Genomic DNA, 16,047 nt, shown 5'->3' with positions numbered 1-16,047 from the left:
AACGCTCCTCTGTGAAATTAACTGGGGTTGAAAGAAGCGAGAGCTTCATCATTCAAGCAGATGGTGTTGGGTCCAATTTGCTGAGCTTGGTTGCAGTTATCCTCTGCTAGGGGGAGTAATAGGGCTTCAGCATGATCGTAACTGGTGATACCGATGTAGCTATGTAAGCCATGTTTGGCGATCTCATCCCGTAACCGTTGTCCCGTAATGGCTGCACTGGGGGCGGGGGTGTTGGGCATTAAGATGGCAATCTCCCCTTCACTGATGGCAGCCCCTCGATCACTCAAACGCAGGTGAAACCCCTTGGTGATTTGACGTATGGTTTCTGCATTGGGCATTTCACCCTGGGGTCCGCGTATCTTGGCCATGGCCAAAGAGACAGGATGCATGCAAGCTTCTCGGTAACGTTCAGCAGCATTCAGTTCCTTAGGCAGGATGGTGTTAATAAAAAAGTCCCGGGTAAATAGGCCGGTTTGGGCATCCATAGCACCCGGTTTATCCGAGCTTTGGCGTGTAAGACCTTTGGCAACCGCCACTTCAAGGACTTCAAAATCATAGGGTTTGCGTAGGTAGAGATCGGCACCCACTTCCAACCCCTCAGCCATACCACCATCACGTCCGGTCAGCATGATCACAAACAGGTCGCTAAAGGCGGGGTTCGCACGAATATTCCGGCAAGCGGTGACCCCATCCATAACCGGCATCATGACATCGAGGATAATGACTTCAGGTCGATGCTCTTCAACCATTTCAAGACCGATCTGTCCATTGTCTGCTTCCAGTACGGAGAGGTTGTCCACCTTTTTACGGAAAGCGCGCTGGATCTGTCGTTTCATAGGGGCACGTATCTGTTCTGGTTCGTCATCTACAATAAGAACGGTGTTCATGATCATTCTCCTAAGGCCTGTTAAGCGACTTGGGTAGCCGTGTCACAGCTGGGTAGGGTTAGGATGAAGCGGCTACCAACACCGACGTCGCTTTGGACCTCCAGGGTGCCGTTCATGCAATGCAGAAGTTTGCGGGTAATGGCCAAGCCCAAACCGGTTCCACCGGATTGTCGGGTGGCACTGTTATCCACTTGTTCAAAAGGGGTAAAAATAGTCTGTAGTTGGTCAGCTGGTATGCCACATCCGGTATCGATCACTTCAAACTGCACCAGATCCCCCTGTGATTGAGCCGTTAGGGTAATCGAACCCAGTTCGGTGAATTTGACGGCATTACCCACCAAGTTCAGTAGAACCTGTTTAAAGCGTAGTGGGTCGACATAAACAGAGAGGTGATCTGGCAGTTGACTGTTGAGTGCCAACCCTTTGCTTTCAGCCAAATGACGATTGATCTCCAACACATCCTGAACCGTTGTATGGGGCTCTATGGTGGTGGGTTCAACCTTAAGTTTGCCGGCTTCAATACGGGCAAAGTCCAAAATTTCTTCAATCAAGTGAAGAAGATGATCAGCTGAGCGCAGACCTTGAGCAGAGATTGTCTGCACTTCATCATGCAGTTGTTGCATTGCGGTTTGCAGAACAGCTTGTTGTGCTGCGGTTAACTGATCGTTGAGCTCCTCCAACGTCCACATGCCCTCAAAATCCTTAAACTGATCTTTAAATTCCTGCAGAGGTCCTTTGGCACCTTGTAAAGGGGTACGGAGTTCATGGCTCATCACATGTAAAAAGTCGGTTTTGGCCTGGTTGGCTGCCTCAGCCACCTCTTTGGCTTCAATGAGCTTACGTTCCGCCTCTTTTTGATCACTGATATCGGCGATCACACCAACAAAGCGTCGTAGACCATCCTCACCATCCTCAGGTAGTTCACTCACAGCTAACCAGATGGGTAAGATCAAGCCTGCTTTGGTTTGGCCGATCACTTCACGTCCAGACCCCAACACTTGGCTACGCCCTGTCTTTAAAAATAGTTTGAGATATTCGTTATGGTATTTGTTGTGTGGATGGGGGATTAACATGGCGATGTTCTGCCCCAGCATCTCTTGCCGACTAAATCCAAAAATCTTTTCAGTATGGGGGTTTACCTGCTCAATAATGCCATCCTCTGTTATGGTGACAATGCCATTTAGGGCGGTGTCTAGTACCCCTTGCAGATGATTACGTGCAGTTTTTAGCTGCCGATTACGGTCCTGTAGCTGTTGTACATGGTCGTCTAATTCCTGAGACATTCGGTTAAACGCGGCCGATGTTTCAGCCAGTTCATCCTGCCCTTTGACAGGGATCTGTATGGACATATCTCCCTGGGCAATGGCGCGGGCAGCCTGTTGTAAACGGCTTAACTGCTTAACCAATAGTGAACCGAGTAGGTAGGAGACCACGGCTGAAATGAAGATCTCACCCACACCCACACCGATCACTTTCCAACGAACCAGCGAAACGGTACGTTCCAACAACGTAGTGTTCAGGCCAATCTCAACCCGCCCATAACTCTCACCGTTAAACTGGATCTCCGCATAGGTATCAAACACACGGTCATCCACACTGAGCAGATCCTGATCTTCTTTAAACAACCGGTTCATGGAAAAATGATCTTGACTGGCTTGCGCCAGAACCTGTTGGTTATCCCTAACTCGGGCGTAGAGAATATCTGGATTTTCCAACACCTGTTCGACAAAGCTGTCTAACGAGGCCAGATCAGAGGTAAGTAGGGCTTCCTGAGTTGTGGTGGCAAACAGCTGTGCGCTTACCTGAGCCCGTTTAAGAAACTGATCTTCGATCATGCCCTGCATGACATTGACGACAATGAAAGCAAAAGCGATGGTAAATAGCCCTTCAACGGACGCAATAAAACCAATGGCTTTCCAACGAAATGACATGACAACCTCCCTCTCTCCACGCTGTTTTGGCACACCATTACTGAATAAGACGCCCTAAACGTTTGTCCACTTGCAGATCCCGCACATCGTTCCAGTCTTGATGTTGTGCGGTTTCAATGCCTTTGAAGTTAAGGGATTTAAGGAGTGGTTGAGCCAGAGGATCGGTATGCATATTCACCATGGCCTGTTGAAGCTTGGCGACCTTAGTTGTGGTCAATGCGGGGTGGGCTGCAAAGGCATGGGGGGTGTAACCATGAGTGGTCCAGAGAATTTTTAACTGTGCACGAATGGTCGGATCCACATTTTCCAAGGTACGTTTAATCCCACCCCCAGCACTGAAGAGCCCTTTGGCGACGGTGCGATAGACAGAGTCGTGTGAAGAGACATAGTTGGGTTGAAACACAATGCCTTGATCCACCAATTTACTCCGGGTCAAAACACTGGCCGCAAAAGCGGCTGGGGCTGGAAAGGCCAGATCTTGCCCCGACAAATCCTGCAAGCTTTGAATGGCATTATCCTTATGAACAACGATCAGCCCTTTAATCTGCTTATCCTTCTGTTTGGCAAAAGCGCGGTAACCGGGTTTTTGGCCAAAAACGGTGTAGTGATAAGGGTTCATATAGGCGACGTCATAACGGCCATCTGCCAGACGTTGTTCAAAAACAGGAATATTTGGTGCGGTTTTAAAACGGATGGTATAGCCCGTTTTCTGGCTCAGATATTGAAAAACAGGTGTCCATTTACGGGCCAGTTTGATTGCGGATTGTTGGGGAACGATCCCAAAATGAATAACATCAGAATCTTTATGGTCAGCCCATGCGCTGGATAAACTCAATGTCGCCAGGGTGATTATGCTGGTATATAAAATGGGTTTCATGGTGAAGCTCCCTTGAAATGGCTTGAACCGGGACCAGCACTGTGCTGTGTCCGTTGGTATCAATCATCTCAAGAGGTATGCCACTACATAACCTATTGAAAATAGGTGTAATAAAATATTTTGTTATGATTGTTTCTGCAGCTTTCATTGCAAATTGCAAAAGATCTGCTGAATTTTGCAATAAGGGAGAGCCCGATTGGATGTAAACAGGGGTTGAATAGTCAGAAATGGCAGGCAGGGCGTAGCCATCAACACAGGGGTGTGTGTATGGCAACGGGGGGAGCGCTTGTCTTACTGCACCTTATCCTCACCATGGGGCTGGTGTAGGATCTCAACCGGCTGAATTAAGACCAGGCACTCTTGCAGTAAAGGGTGTAGCTCTTCAACCAAATGACGTAATGGTAACTCTTCATGTACCGCTTCTAACATAAGTGGAAGATGTTCGGTCAACCGCAGCAGGGATGTGGCATGAACCTGATGGTGACTACCATAGCCCATGACACCTCGATAGATAGTGGCACCGGGTATACCTGCATTTTGTAGATGTTCCAACAGAACCTCAGCCAGGGGGGGACCACGCTTGTTGGCGTGATCATCTTCATTGAAGTAAATCCTCAATAAGGCATGAGCTGCCGGTTGAGCTTTCATCCATAGATCCTTTCGGACCACTTAAAATGCGGCAAACAGATAGAGTGCCAGCAACAGTGATGTCGCTACTTGAAACAATAACCCTTTTTCTAAGCCGTCTGTACTGCGTTTTTTCCGCATGTTTTTTAGTACCAAGCCAATGGATGAGGTCACCACAATCAAAAGGGCTAATATGGTTGCATCCCCCATAATATCGGTATTGTATTGTGCGGTTTTAGAGACGTTGTAGGCTTGGGTGAAAAAGGTGGAAAAATCAGGCAACCCCCGGTGAATAAACACCAACATGGCCACATACAGCCCCCAACCTGCGGTCTGTAATCCAGCTACGGATTTTAAAATAATATCCATACCTTTGCGTCGGTTATTATCACCCAGGTAGGAGACGTTGGCCTTTTTACGGCGTGCTTCATGGTAAGCGTGCGCTGCAGCCAGTTCAGGGTCCTGGGCAATTTGCTGCTCCATGGATTGAGGCTTTGGTGGGGGTTGGTCAGCATTGGGGCGTTTTTCGGGTGCTTCAGCCATGAGATCCTCCAGCATGGGTGTTTTTTTACTTTTTTTGCCACTGGATTTATATCAATGGTCACATAGTTATGATACGACTAAAGAGCGTATGACAACAAGTACCATCCAGAGAGGGTAGATTGACACAAACCTTCTCCTTAACACCATCGGACCAAAAAGGCTGTCCCTTTACAAAAAGGTCCAGAAGTTCAACTGCATCTGCAACGGGGGCTGACCATGTCAGGCCGTTCTATTTATCGCCATTCACAAGCTGGTTTTACCATGATTGAGCTCTCCATGGTGCTGGTTATTGTGGGTTTGATTATCGCTGCCAGTATTAGTCTTATACCCGGTACTCGACAAACGCTGGAGTTAAAAGAGACCAAGAGTATTTTAAGGGAGATGAAGGCCGCCATTATTGGTTTTGCCGCAGCCAACGGTCGCTTACCTTGCCCAGATACCGATGCCGTACCCGATGGTGCTGAGAACCGAGCTGACCCCAACTGTACGAGTGATGTAGGGGTTTTTCCCTACCGAACATTGGGTTTAGGTACGGGGGTGGATGCCTGGGGCGGGCATGTGGTTTATGGCATTCATGATGGGGGTGGGGCAGACAATGATCTGACGGACAGTACCACACCTATGTGTGATGTCGCTTCCAACCTGCGTAATTTAGCAACCAGTGATGCCCTTAATCTGAACACTGGGGTGCGCATTAGTGAAATGGTTAATCAGGAACTGCAAACCCCTACCATTAACTTTAGCTGTACCGATGCAGACAGCATGGGGGTTGCTTTTGTGCTGGTTAGTAAAGGGTTTGTTGATGCCAATGAATCCAATGATGGGGCGGATGTGTACCATCAACGCTTTGATGGTAATAATGAATCCCTCAATGGTAATGCTGGGGCGCTAGAGACCAACTGTTTTGACTCACCTGAGCGGCGCTGGTACACCCCGGAGGTCGCTGTTAATGATAGCTATGATGATGTTGTTGCGGTCATGGGCTTTACCTCACTTTACGCCAAAGCATGCCTGACTGATTAAGAGAACCAACATGGCACGCCAACAATACACAACCCAACCGTGGTGGCAAAATGAGCAGGGTGGATTTTTATTCTACTTTGCCATCATCTTAATTTTTACCGGCTTGGCAACCAGTGTCATTATTCGTTCGGTCACAACCGCTCACCGAGAGGGACAGACCAACACAGCTCGGGCCTATGACAAACATCTGCTGTTGGCACGGAATACGGTGGAGGGCTTTGCCCACCTGAACTTCCGTCTACCCTGTCCGGATACTACAGGTGATGGTATTGAAGACTGTGCCAATGCGGATGAAAATTCTGTGGTGACAGGCTCTTTGCCCTGGCGCAGTTTAGGGATGCGTGAAGCTGGTTTTTTAGGCCACCAAATGCCCCGATATGCCGTGTTTAGTGATGGCAACACGGTTGGGGATGCCGCCGCGGTTGTGAATGATGTACCCAGCACGACGGATTTATCCGCAGGCCACCTGGCGGGAGCTATTCTTACAACCACCAATGAACTATGTACCGCGCTGGATACCCTGAGAACCGGTAGTATGGATGACACCAATTACATCCATACAGAAACGGATGGGGGTGCCATTGTGAATGAGCCCTTTTTCATTGTGCAAAGTGGCCTTTTGGATATGGATGGAGATGGCGATCTGTTTGATGGTCGCAATACCAATATCGATACTCTGAATTTTGAATCCTCTAACCGCTTAAGAGAAGGGTTAGAGGAGTTTAGTAACTACGATGATTGGGTGGTACATAGTGGCACCAACCGAACCAATGGTGGGTTGGTGGAGCTGTGTACACGGCTCGGTTGTGCGCAATGTCCTTAAATTCCGAGCCTATAAAGTGGTGAAAAAAGGCCGATGCTGATGCATCGGCCTTTTCTTTTGAGCCAAAGCAGACTAAAACTGAGCTCTCATGCCAAATATTGGATAGGAATTGGGTTCATGCAAGCTCCCCTCAGGGTAGCCATTCATGGTTTTGGGCGTATTGGGCGGGTACTGTTTCGGCAGTTGGCGCTACTACCGCAGATCCAAGTGGTGGCCATTAACGATACCGCCTTCTCAACCCGTGAAATGGCCTACTTGGCTAACTTCGATTCAGTTTATGGGCGGTGCCGGGTACCGTTGACGGTCATCAATGACCATCAACTGGCCTTGGAAGATCAACCTATTTTGACCTTTAGCCAAGCCGATTTTGCATGGATACCTGCCAACACCCAGATTTTGATCGATGCCTCAGGGGATAAACAGCAACTCCTGGGTGCATGTCGGGCGCTGGCCATCCAGGTTGATCAGGTCTTGATAACCTGTCCTCTGCATCAATCCGATGTCGCCCTCAACCTTTATGGGGTGCAACAGGCCAGTACGGAAGATCCCATGGTCAGTTTTAGCAGTTGTGATGCCGCGGCCGTGGCCCCGTTGATGGCGTGGTTTGAAGAGACCTATGGGGTTGAAGAGGTAGCCATCACCACCCTGCACCCTGTCTTGAACAATCAAAATGTGCTGGATGGTAAATCCCCGGATGACCAGCTACAACTGGGGCGCAGTGCCCTGAATGCGGTCATTCCTAAAACAAGCTCCCTTCAGCCTATTTTACAGCAGCTTTTTCCCCACTGTGCGGTACGTGTGCTCAACTTCCGTGTACCGACCAATGCGGTGACCTGTGCCCAATTCCATTTCACCCTTAAAAGCGAATCCACCCTGCAAACGCTACGTGAAGAGCTGTTGGGGTGGATCGAAGAGCAGGGGGCTGCACTGGTGGTTGGGGTGGATCACCCGGCAACCTCCCTGGATTTTGTAGGAGAGTCCGCCAGTTTGATTATGGATTGGTCCTGGTTGGAGGTCTCCGGTAAGGAGGTACGGGGTCTGATCTGGTATGACAATGAGTGGGGCTACGCCGCTCAGATTACCCGCTATCTGCTGGCGCGTTCACTGGGGTGATTTAGATCGATTAACCAAATATAGACCACTGCCAACCAAGACCAAAGCAGCCAGCAGCGCGGTGGTTAACGGTTCATCCAAAATCCATCCCCCCGCCAACACCCCAAACAGTGGGGCCAAAAAGGTAAAGCTGGAGAGCTGACAGGCTGGATAATGGGTAACCAGCCAGTACCAAACCAGATAGGTAACAGCAGCGACCCAGATGGTTTGATAGAGCAAGCTCCATAGGGCTGTGCTGGAGAGGCTGGTAACCATCGGTTCATCCAGGAAGAGGGAGGCCAGGGGAAGGATCATGGCCGATACCGCCAACTGATACAGTAAAGTACGGCTGGCTTCAATATGGGCCAAAGGGCTGACCTTGATCAACAGGGTCGTCGCCCCCCAGAATACCGCAGATAAGGTTAACATCAGATCCCCCACAAGCATCTGATGCGAGGGTCGGGTAGAGGACTCCCCAAAGGCGATGACAATACCGAAAAAGGCCAACCCCAAGCCCAAAAACTGGGTACGGTTTAGTGACTCTTCTGGTATCAACCACTGGGAACCTATGGCGACCACAAAGGGGCTTAAGTAGATAAAAATGACGGCACGGGATGCACTGGTATAGGTTAACCCCCAGTAAACCAAAAGAAACTCCAGGGAAAACAGCACCCCCGCACCAACACCCCACCAGAGGGTGCCATCCCAGATAATGGGTGACCGGCCTCGCCATCGACACCATACAGCCACCAACACCATAGCCCCCATGGAACGTATGGTCGCCTGCATCAGCGGGGGGACCTCATCAATAATCAGTTTAACCGCAACCTGCTGCCCGCCCCAGCTGATACAGAGAATCAGCAGTAGGGTAATGGCAAGGATATCCAAACGGTGTTTGGCTTGGGTCATGGTCAACCTGGGGTATAAGTTGTGGTGATAAAAAGAAAAGCGTCTCTATCCATTGGATCGAGACGCTTCACGAAAAATTCCACAAATCCCAGGAGTTTTTTAGGCGACTTTCATAATCTCATCAATGGCTGTGATCAAGATCGCCATCTCCTCTTCGGTACCAATGGTAATGCGTAAAAAGGCTGTTAGGTTGGGATCGTTGCCAAAGTAGCGGATTAAAATGCCACGTTTTTTCAGTGCTTCAAGCCACTGCAAACCGTCGAGCTCGCCTTTAGGTACTTGGGCTAAAACAAAGTTACCGTGGCTTGCTGTAATGGTAAAACCCCGTTCTACCAACTGCTGATGGGTCCAATCACGTCGCTTTTTGATCTGGGCAATCAAAGGTAAATAGGCCTCCCAATTTTCATAGGCGGCCCATAAGGCCACCTGTGCTAAGCGATCGACATTGTAGGAGTCCCGTACTTTATGCATCTGTAACGCCACATCTGGGTGCATAAAGCCAATACCAATACGCATACCAGCCAGAGAGAGTGATTTTGAGGCGCTACGGGTCACAATCAGGTTGCTATGGTCGGCCAAGAGGGCCAAACCGTGATCCTCGGCAAAATCCCCATAAGCTTCATCCAAAATAACCACACCGGTCTGCTGGGTGGCCTTACACAGTTGAGCCACCTGTTCCAGGGGAACCAGATGACCGGTTGGCGCGTTAGGGCGGGTCACAAAGATCACCTTGGCTTTTAAAGCCACCAAGTCATCCATGGGTAGGGCGCCCTGTTCCAGCCAAGGTATCTGTTGATAGTCCCCACCTTGAATAATGGTTAGGGGCTCATAAAGGGTATAGGTCGGGTCCATGGCTGCAACAACATCGTTTTGCCCCACAAAAGTGCGCAGGATCATGGTCAACAGATCATCAGAACCATTGCCAATAATAATCTGCTCTGGGGTTAGGCCATGGCCTAAGGTGCGTGCTGCAGCCTGACGCACCAAATAACCATCTGGGGTTGGGTAGAGACGTAGATCATCATTAATCGCGGCATGCATGGCCGCTTTCACGGCCTCAGGTGGGCCATAAGGATTTTCATTGGTATTGAGCTTAATAACCCGCTCACCTGGTTTGGGCTGTTCACCTGGTTTGTAGCCAGCCATGGCCAAAATTTCGGGTCGTACCCAGCGCTGCACACTCATGTTTGCTTCCCATTCATCCATAGATTCTGTTAACCCCTGTCCGCGTACCGTTGGAAAACGGTAGGCCAGGGGTTAAAATGGGTAAGTTTAACCAATTGGGAGGCAGTATGGAATTCACATTAGCCATTGCACAGATCAATACCCATGTGGGTGCATTAGAAAAAAACCGGCAGGCCATGATCTCAGCTGCTCGACATGCCCGACGCATGGGGGCTCAGTTGGTGCTCTTTCCTGAGCTGTCACTGACCGGTTATCCGCCAGAAGATCTTCTTCATAAGCCTTTGTTTCTTAAAAGTATAGAGCAAGAAGAAATGGTGTTGAAGGATGCCTTTGGGGAGATTGGTATTGATGCCCTGTATGGTGCTCCCCGTCTCAGTGAAACCGGTGAACTGTGGAATGCGGCAGCCCTGGTAGAGCAAGGACGTGAAACCCAGCTCTGTATTAAACAGGCACTTCCCAATTATGGGGTGTTTGATGAACGGCGCTATTTTGAGCCCGCGGTAGAGGTAAAGAGCTTTACCTATCGGGATATCCCCATGGGTGTCAATATCTGTGAAGATATCTGGCAGGTTAATGGTCCCGCGGCGGCACTGGCCAAACAGGGCGCCAAGTTGATCATTAATCTGAATGCTTCCCCCTACCGGGTGGGCAAATGGCAGGATCGGGAGCAGGTTATTCGGGATCGGGTCAACGAAACTGGCCTACCGGTGCTCTACGTTAATCTGGTGGGTGGCCAGGATGAACTGGTTTTTGATGGGGGTTCATTTGCCATGGACCATACCGGCCAATTGCAAGAACGTTGTCGCTTTTTTAGTGAAGAACTACGCTTAATGCGGGTGCGTTGGGATGGAGAAAACCCGGTGGCTTGGGTGCCCGTTCATGGCATTGATGAAGGTCCCGTACGGCTGACCGCACCGGTTGAGGGGGGGGATTGGCGAGCACCCCGTGAGCATGGTGCTGATGTAGAACCGGCCATGGATCCCTTGGCGGAAATATATGAAGCCATGAAGGTGGGCCTCCACGACTATGTGCGTAAAAATGGGTTCCGTGGGGTGGTATTGGGTCTCTCTGGTGGGGTGGACTCGGCCCTTACTGCCGCGGTTGCGGTGGATGCTTTGGGGGCAGATGCGGTAGAGACGGTGATGATGCCCTCGGAATTTACCAGTGGGGAATCCCTCTCTGATGCGGAGGTGTGTGCGGCCAACCTGGGTGTTCAGCTAGGTAACCTGACCATTGGGCCGCTCTTTGAGCTGTTTAAACAGACACTCTCCGAAGAATTTGCGGGTCTACCGGAAGATGTGACCGAAGAGAACATACAACCCCGTATTCGTGGCACTCTGTTGATGGCGATTTCGAATAAAAAAGGGACCTTATTGCTCACCACCGGTAATAAGAGTGAAATGAGTGTGGGCTATGCCACACTGTATGGTGATATGGCAGGTGGCTATTCGGTTTTGAAAGATCTGCTCAAATTGAAAGTATTTGAGCTTTGCGAATGGCGTAATGAACAGGCCCGTCTGGCGGGCAAGCCGTTGCCGATTCCCCAAAACATTATCGATAAGCCCCCCTCAGCCGAACTACGCCCGGATCAGAAAGATACAGACTCCCTTCCTGCTTACGATATTTTGGACACAATCCTGCATCGTTATGTGGAGTTGGAACAGGGGCTGGATGAGATCGTGGCTGCGGGTGTCGATCGGGCCGAGGCTGCACGGGTTATTGCCATGGTTGATCGCAATGAATATAAGCGGCGTCAGGCCCCCCCTGGGGTACGGATTGTGAACCGTAACTTTGGTAAAGCCCGCCGTTATCCCCTGACCAATGGGTTTAAGGTGAAATAAAATCCTCTTTATTTTCAAATGTAAAGAGGTTTGTGAAGCATAGAATTTCTTCCCTGGTCAAACCATAAATGGGTTTAGGCTGGGTGGCTTAGTGGTAAGCCTGTGGGATAGACCATCCATGATCCTGATGGTGATCCGTGGTGGAGTCATTGTCGCCCGTCGGGTTTGGCCATGCAGGAGTGGGTGTTCTGTGACTGAGTAGACGTCAGATGCTTAAACGTGTTGAAAAGCGTCAAATATAGAGTAAGTGGAGTACATTAGATGGAGCAGGAAGCCTATTCCAAGGATGGAGCCGGGGAGGGCGGTCGTCTAGCTGGCCAGCCGTTACAGCAGTTGGGTGCGGAACTACGGCAAGCTCGTGAAGCTCGTGGTCTCTCCATTGAAGAGGCCCACCGCGCAACCCGCATTCGTGATTCTCACCTGGTCTCTCTTGAGAGCGGGGATGCTGAGTCCTTACCGGGGCAAACCTTTGCCATCGGTTTTATGCGTATCTATATACGCTATCTGGGCTTGGATGAAGCGTTAATGATGAAGCGCTTTAGCGATGGGTTAACCAACCATAATGATGGTCTGGCCACAGAGTATTTTGCCCCCCCCACGGAGACCAGCCGTACCCATCCAGGACGCTGGCTGATTATGGCAACCCTGGTGGTTTTAGGGGGTCTGTTTGGTGGCTATGAGTGGATGAATGCCCAGCCGCAGGATCCTCCGGTTGCCGTCCCCGCACCGGTCTCCTCCCGCGTAGCTGAGCAAGAGAGTGATGAAGCGCAACTGGCCCGTACGGAAGCGCTGGATCAAAGTGAAGCGATGCCGGTTAATGGGGATGAAGAGCTTGAACCCATGGAGGCCATGGCTGAACCTGAGCCAATGGAGGCATTAGGTGAAGGTGTCAAACCTGCTCCAGTGCCGGTTTTGGTGGGGGAGCGTTCCATTACCATGACGCCACCACAAGAAACAGAAGTTGATAACGCTTCCATGGAGAACCTCAAGAGAGAGCAAGCGGCTGCTGAGGAAAAACGTATTCAGGCGGAAGCGCAGCGTGCGGAAGAAGCGCGTCGTGCCGAACAGGCCCGACTGGCAGAGCAAGCCCGCTTGGAACAGGCCCGCCTGATCAAACAGAATCGTCTGGCTGAAGCCAAGCGTCTTAAACAGGAAGAGGCCCGCCGTGCCCGTGCAGAACAGGTACGTCGTACCAAAGAGAAAGAGGCTCGCCTAAAAGCCCAAGCGGCTCGCCAAGCTGAACAGGCCCGCCAAGTCGAGCAGGCCCGCCAAGCCCAAGCGGCCCGCCAAGCTGAACAGGCCCGCCAAGCCGAGCAGGCCCGTCAAGCCCAAGTGGCCCGCCAAGCTGAACAGGCCCGCCAAGCCGAGCAGGCCCGTCAAGCCCAAGTGGCCCGCCAAGCCCAAGCCGCTTTGGCTTCAGAGGTGGTCTTTAAACCCAACCGCACCTCTGATGATGAACTGGCTGGTTTAGCCACCCTGTTTCAGCAGGAGGCTTACAATCCACTGGATGGTGTCTTTGCCCCCAATAAACCAACCCGTCAAACACCGCAAACTGTACGGCAAGTACGCACACCCAATACATCAATCCGTCAGGCTGCCATCGCTCAGTATGATGTAATCATGCATGCGGCACGTCGGGTATGGGTACGGGTCTATAATGGTAAAGGGTATAAGCGCGAACTCTTTATCAACCCAGGCAGTCAATATGAGGTGCCCAATCAAGGGGGCCCCTATTATGTGCGGATTGGTGATGCCGGTAGCATCAGTTTTACCGTGCATGGGCGCCGTATTCCTCCTTTGGGTCGTCGTGGCACATTGATTCGTAAGCTCAATCTCGACCCCAACGCACTGTTGGCCCGCTATGAGCGGGAACGTCAGTCACGTTAACCCACAGGAACTGGCATCATCATGGCCCATACCGTCTCTTTGGTCGCACCCAGACGTCAAACACGCCCAGTTCAGGTCGGTTCTGTACAGGTTGGGGGAGATGCCCCCATTTCGGTACAGTCCATGACCAATACCGATACCCGTGATATCGCCGCTACCCTGGCCCAAATTAACGCCATTGCTGAGGCAGGTGCGGATATGGTTCGGGTCTCCTGCCCGGATATGGAATCGGCCAATGCTGTAAAAGATCTTGTGGCACAATCCCCCATCCCTTTGATTGCGGATATCCATTTTGACCACCGCCTGGCTTTAAAGGCCTTGGAAAATGGTATTCACTGTTTACGGATCAATCCCGGTAATATTGGTAGTGATGCACGGGTGAGGGAGGTTGTGGCGGCGGCCCGTGAACGGCACGTGCCCATACGTATTGGGGTCAATGCAGGTTCGCTGGAAAAACATCTGTTGGATAAATACCGTGAGCCTTGTGCCGATGCCATGGTTGAGTCCGCCCTGCACCATATACGTGTACTAGAAGATCTGAACTATCCAGAGATTAAAATCAGCCTTAAAGCCAGTGATGTAGGGATGACCGTCATGGCTTACCGGCAACTGGCAACCCAGGTGGATTATCCCCTGCACTTGGGCATAACGGAAGCTGGTGGAATGCGCAGTGGCTCGGTAAAGTCTGCGATTGGTCTTGGGCTGTTGCTTGCAGAGGGAATCGGCGATACTCTGCGGGTTTCCCTTTCGGCAGATCCGGTCGAGGAGATCAAAGTTGGTTTTGATATTCTCAAATCTCTGGGTCTGCGCAGTTTGGGTGTCAATATTATCTCTTGCCCTACCTGTGCCCGTCAGGAGTTTCAGGTGATCGATGTGGTGGCGCAGTTGGAAAAACGACTGGCCCATATTCGTGAACCCGTTTCGCTGTCGGTTATTGGCTGTGTGGTTAATGGTCCGGGTGAGGCTAAGGAGACGATGGTTGGTGTGGTGGGCGCTCAGGGTGAAAACTTGATGTACCATCATGGTGAGACCATGGGTAAACGTGGTGATGAGGATCTGGTGGAGTCAGTTGTGGCGCAAGTAGAAGCCATTGCTAAACAGATGCGAGAAGCCAAAGAAAAAGAAGAAGCGGAAAAGAAGTTATGATCAAACCAGTTCGCGGCGTACGGGATATCATGCCCGATGAGAGTGTCCGCTGGCAGTTTATTGAATCCACCTTACGTCGTGTGTTTGGCCAGTATGGCTTTGGTGAGATACGGATTCCCATTTTTGAAAAAACAGAGCTGTTTGCCCGTGCAGTGGGTGAGACAACCGATATTGTTGAAAAAGAGATGTACACCTTTGAGGATCGTGGTGGGGAGTCCCTAGCGCTACGCCCTGAAGGAACCGCCTCTGTGGTCCGTAGTTTTATCAACAATAGTCTGGATCGCCAACTACCTTGGAAATCCTACTATGTCGGCCCTATGTTCCGTTATGAGCGTCCACAAAAAGGGCGTTATCGCCAATTTCATCAAGCGGGCGCCGAGCTGTTTGGTCCGGAAGGGCCGCTGGCTGATGCTGAAATGATGGCCATGGTATTACGGGCCTTGGAGCAGATTGGTTTATCTGGCAAGTTACAGTTGGAGATCAACTCGTTAGGGTGCCCAGAGTGTCGGCCAGCCTATCGGGAAAAATTGATCACCCACCTGCAAGCACAGGCTGAGGCGTTGTGTGGCAACTGCCAAAACCGTCTGGAGCGGAACCCCTTACGGGTGTTGGATTGTAAGGTAGAGAGCTGTAAAGCCATTGCAAAAGAGGCCCCCAAGATGTTGGATCACCTCTGCCAGGGGTGCCAGGATCACTTTACGGGTTTGACTGGCCACTTGAATGCTCTGGATCTGCCTTATCATATTAACCCCATGATGGTACGTGGCCTGGACTACTATACCCGTACGGCTTTTGAGGTGACCACCAATGCACTGGGTGCCCAAAATGCTGTCGCCGCGGGTGGCCGCTATGATGGCTTGGTGACCGAAATGGGGGGTAAGGCAACCCCGGCAATCGGTTTTGCCATGGGTCTGGAACGGTTGGCGCTGCTGATGGATGAAGCGGCTGTAGAGGCCCCTGTTCCAGCGCTCTATGTGGTTTCATTGGGTGCAGATACCGCAGCTTTTGGTTTTGCGGAGAAAGTACGTAGTGCTGGCTTGCAGGTTGAAATCAATCTGCAAGGTGGTTCTATGAAGAGCCAAATGAAAAAAGCAGGGCGTTCCCAGGCCGCTTGGTGTGCCATTGTGGGAGAGACCGAAGCTCAAAATCAGCAAGTGGTCTTGAAAAATATGGCTGAAGGTGAGCAACAGACTGTGGATTGGGATGTTGCACTGGCCAAGCTACAGGCGTCGTAATAACGCTGGTGACCAAGATCCAGAGTGATTCATACAAACTG

14 protein-coding genes are annotated in these 16,047 nt (G+C 50.9%); 7 read left to right on the top strand and 7 right to left on the bottom strand.

Annotation, left to right across the window (positions count from 1 at the left end):
* Nucleotides 1–17: 17 nt before the first annotated feature.
* The 5 genes from V5T57_RS02645 to V5T57_RS02625 all read right to left on the bottom strand — a co-directional run bounded on the left by V5T57_RS02645 (nt 18) and on the right by V5T57_RS02625 (nt 4,865).
* A complete protein-coding gene (locus V5T57_RS02645) occupies nt 18–887 on the bottom strand; it encodes a response regulator (protein WP_332889609.1) in 870 nt (289 codons plus the stop codon).
* 20 nt (nt 888–907) lie between these two features.
* Nucleotides 908–2,818, bottom strand: coding sequence for an ATP-binding protein (locus V5T57_RS02640; RefSeq protein WP_332889608.1), 1,911 nt, complete (start codon nt 2,816–2,818; stop codon nt 908–910).
* Between the two features lie 37 nt (nt 2,819–2,855).
* Nucleotides 2,856–3,695, bottom strand: coding sequence for a phosphate/phosphite/phosphonate ABC transporter substrate-binding protein (locus V5T57_RS02635; RefSeq protein WP_332889607.1), 840 nt, complete (start codon nt 3,693–3,695; stop codon nt 2,856–2,858).
* A 291-nt stretch (nt 3,696–3,986) separates the two neighbouring features.
* Complete coding sequence (locus V5T57_RS02630) at nt 3,987–4,343, bottom strand: DUF190 domain-containing protein (RefSeq protein WP_332889606.1); 357 nt, start codon at nt 4,341–4,343, stop codon at nt 3,987–3,989.
* A gap of 21 nt (nt 4,344–4,364) precedes the next feature.
* A complete protein-coding gene (locus V5T57_RS02625) occupies nt 4,365–4,865 on the bottom strand; it encodes a hypothetical protein (protein ID WP_332889605.1) in 501 nt (166 codons plus the stop codon).
* Between the two features lie 216 nt (nt 4,866–5,081).
* On the opposite strand from V5T57_RS02625, the gene V5T57_RS02620 reads away from it, so the two are divergent.
* From V5T57_RS02620 to V5T57_RS02610, 3 genes are all read left to right on the top strand, one after another.
* On the top strand, nt 5,082–5,888 hold the full coding sequence (locus V5T57_RS02620; RefSeq protein ID WP_332889604.1) for a type II secretion system protein: 807 nt from the start codon (nt 5,082–5,084) through the stop codon (nt 5,886–5,888).
* Between the two features lie 10 nt (nt 5,889–5,898).
* Complete coding sequence (locus tag V5T57_RS02615; protein WP_332889603.1) at nt 5,899–6,711, top strand: hypothetical protein; 813 nt, start codon at nt 5,899–5,901, stop codon at nt 6,709–6,711.
* Nucleotides 6,712–6,828: 117 nt separating this feature from the next.
* Nucleotides 6,829–7,824: a glyceraldehyde 3-phosphate dehydrogenase NAD-binding domain-containing protein gene (locus V5T57_RS02610; RefSeq protein ID WP_332889602.1), complete on the top strand. Its 996-nt coding sequence runs from the start codon at nt 6,829–6,831 to the stop codon at nt 7,822–7,824.
* Here V5T57_RS02610 and V5T57_RS02605 read toward each other — a convergent pair.
* Both V5T57_RS02605 and hisC read right to left on the bottom strand, forming a co-directional pair.
* Nucleotides 7,813–8,712, bottom strand: a complete 900-nt coding sequence (locus V5T57_RS02605; RefSeq protein WP_332889601.1) for a DMT family transporter — start codon at nt 8,710–8,712, stop codon at nt 7,813–7,815. The two genes, V5T57_RS02610 and V5T57_RS02605, sit on opposite strands and share 12 nt — an antisense overlap.
* A 99-nt stretch (nt 8,713–8,811) precedes the next feature.
* Nucleotides 8,812–9,897 carry a histidinol-phosphate transaminase gene (gene hisC / locus V5T57_RS02600; protein WP_332889600.1) on the bottom strand — a complete coding sequence of 362 codons (1,086 nt, stop codon included), beginning with the start codon at nt 9,895–9,897 and terminating at the stop codon, nt 8,812–8,814.
* 107 nt (nt 9,898–10,004) lie between these two features.
* On the opposite strand from hisC, the gene V5T57_RS02595 reads away from it, so the two are divergent.
* The 4 genes from V5T57_RS02595 (at nt 10,005) to hisS (ending at nt 16,006) form a co-directional block, all read left to right on the top strand.
* Complete coding sequence (locus tag V5T57_RS02595; protein ID WP_332889599.1) at nt 10,005–11,738, top strand: NAD+ synthase; 1,734 nt, start codon at nt 10,005–10,007, stop codon at nt 11,736–11,738.
* A 261-nt stretch (nt 11,739–11,999) separates the two neighbouring features.
* Nucleotides 12,000–13,625: a helix-turn-helix domain-containing protein gene (locus tag V5T57_RS02590; RefSeq protein WP_332889598.1), complete on the top strand. Its 1,626-nt coding sequence runs from the start codon at nt 12,000–12,002 to the stop codon at nt 13,623–13,625.
* A gap of 21 nt (nt 13,626–13,646) precedes the next feature.
* Nucleotides 13,647–14,771 carry a flavodoxin-dependent (E)-4-hydroxy-3-methylbut-2-enyl-diphosphate synthase gene (ispG, locus tag V5T57_RS02585; RefSeq protein ID WP_332889597.1) on the top strand — a complete coding sequence of 375 codons (1,125 nt, stop codon included), beginning with the start codon at nt 13,647–13,649 and terminating at the stop codon, nt 14,769–14,771.
* A complete protein-coding gene (gene hisS, locus V5T57_RS02580) occupies nt 14,768–16,006 on the top strand; it encodes a histidine--tRNA ligase (protein ID WP_332889596.1) in 1,239 nt (412 codons plus the stop codon). The genes ispG and hisS overlap by 4 nt, the downstream gene beginning before the upstream one ends.
* Nucleotides 16,007–16,047 lie beyond the last annotated feature (41 nt).

Source organism: Magnetococcus sp. PR-3 (assembly GCF_036689865.1).
In the GTDB taxonomy this organism is placed as follows: Bacteria; Pseudomonadota; Magnetococcia; order Magnetococcales; family Magnetococcaceae; genus Magnetococcus.
Note: the sequence above shows the minus strand (reverse complement) of the source record. Positions and strands in the feature narration are given on the sequence as shown.

What these genes read in the sequence shown, in the direction of transcription:
- hisS (WP_332889596.1), top strand. Translation starts at nt 14,768, where the DNA reads ATGATCAAACCAGTTCGCGGCGTACGGGATATCATGCCCGATGAGAGT.
- V5T57_RS02625 (WP_332889605.1), bottom strand. Translation starts at nt 4,865, where the DNA reads ATGGCTGAAGCACCCGAAAAACGCCCCAATGCTGACCAACCCCCACCA.
- hisC (WP_332889600.1), bottom strand. Translation starts at nt 9,897, where the DNA reads ATGAGTGTGCAGCGCTGGGTACGACCCGAAATTTTGGCCATGGCTGGC.
- V5T57_RS02605 (WP_332889601.1), bottom strand. Translation starts at nt 8,712, where the DNA reads ATGACCCAAGCCAAACACCGTTTGGATATCCTTGCCATTACCCTACTG.
- V5T57_RS02615 (WP_332889603.1), top strand. Translation starts at nt 5,899, where the DNA reads ATGGCACGCCAACAATACACAACCCAACCGTGGTGGCAAAATGAGCAG.
- V5T57_RS02610 (WP_332889602.1), top strand. Translation starts at nt 6,829, where the DNA reads ATGCAAGCTCCCCTCAGGGTAGCCATTCATGGTTTTGGGCGTATTGGG.
- V5T57_RS02645 (WP_332889609.1), bottom strand. Translation starts at nt 887, where the DNA reads ATGAACACCGTTCTTATTGTAGATGACGAACCAGAACAGATACGTGCC.
- V5T57_RS02630 (WP_332889606.1), bottom strand. Translation starts at nt 4,343, where the DNA reads ATGAAAGCTCAACCGGCAGCTCATGCCTTATTGAGGATTTACTTCAAT.
- V5T57_RS02635 (WP_332889607.1), bottom strand. Translation starts at nt 3,695, where the DNA reads ATGAAACCCATTTTATATACCAGCATAATCACCCTGGCGACATTGAGT.
- V5T57_RS02590 (WP_332889598.1), top strand. Translation starts at nt 12,000, where the DNA reads ATGGAGCAGGAAGCCTATTCCAAGGATGGAGCCGGGGAGGGCGGTCGT.
- V5T57_RS02640 (WP_332889608.1), bottom strand. Translation starts at nt 2,818, where the DNA reads ATGTCATTTCGTTGGAAAGCCATTGGTTTTATTGCGTCCGTTGAAGGG.
- V5T57_RS02595 (WP_332889599.1), top strand. Translation starts at nt 10,005, where the DNA reads ATGGAATTCACATTAGCCATTGCACAGATCAATACCCATGTGGGTGCA.
- V5T57_RS02620 (WP_332889604.1), top strand. Translation starts at nt 5,082, where the DNA reads ATGTCAGGCCGTTCTATTTATCGCCATTCACAAGCTGGTTTTACCATG.
- ispG (WP_332889597.1), top strand. Translation starts at nt 13,647, where the DNA reads ATGGCCCATACCGTCTCTTTGGTCGCACCCAGACGTCAAACACGCCCA.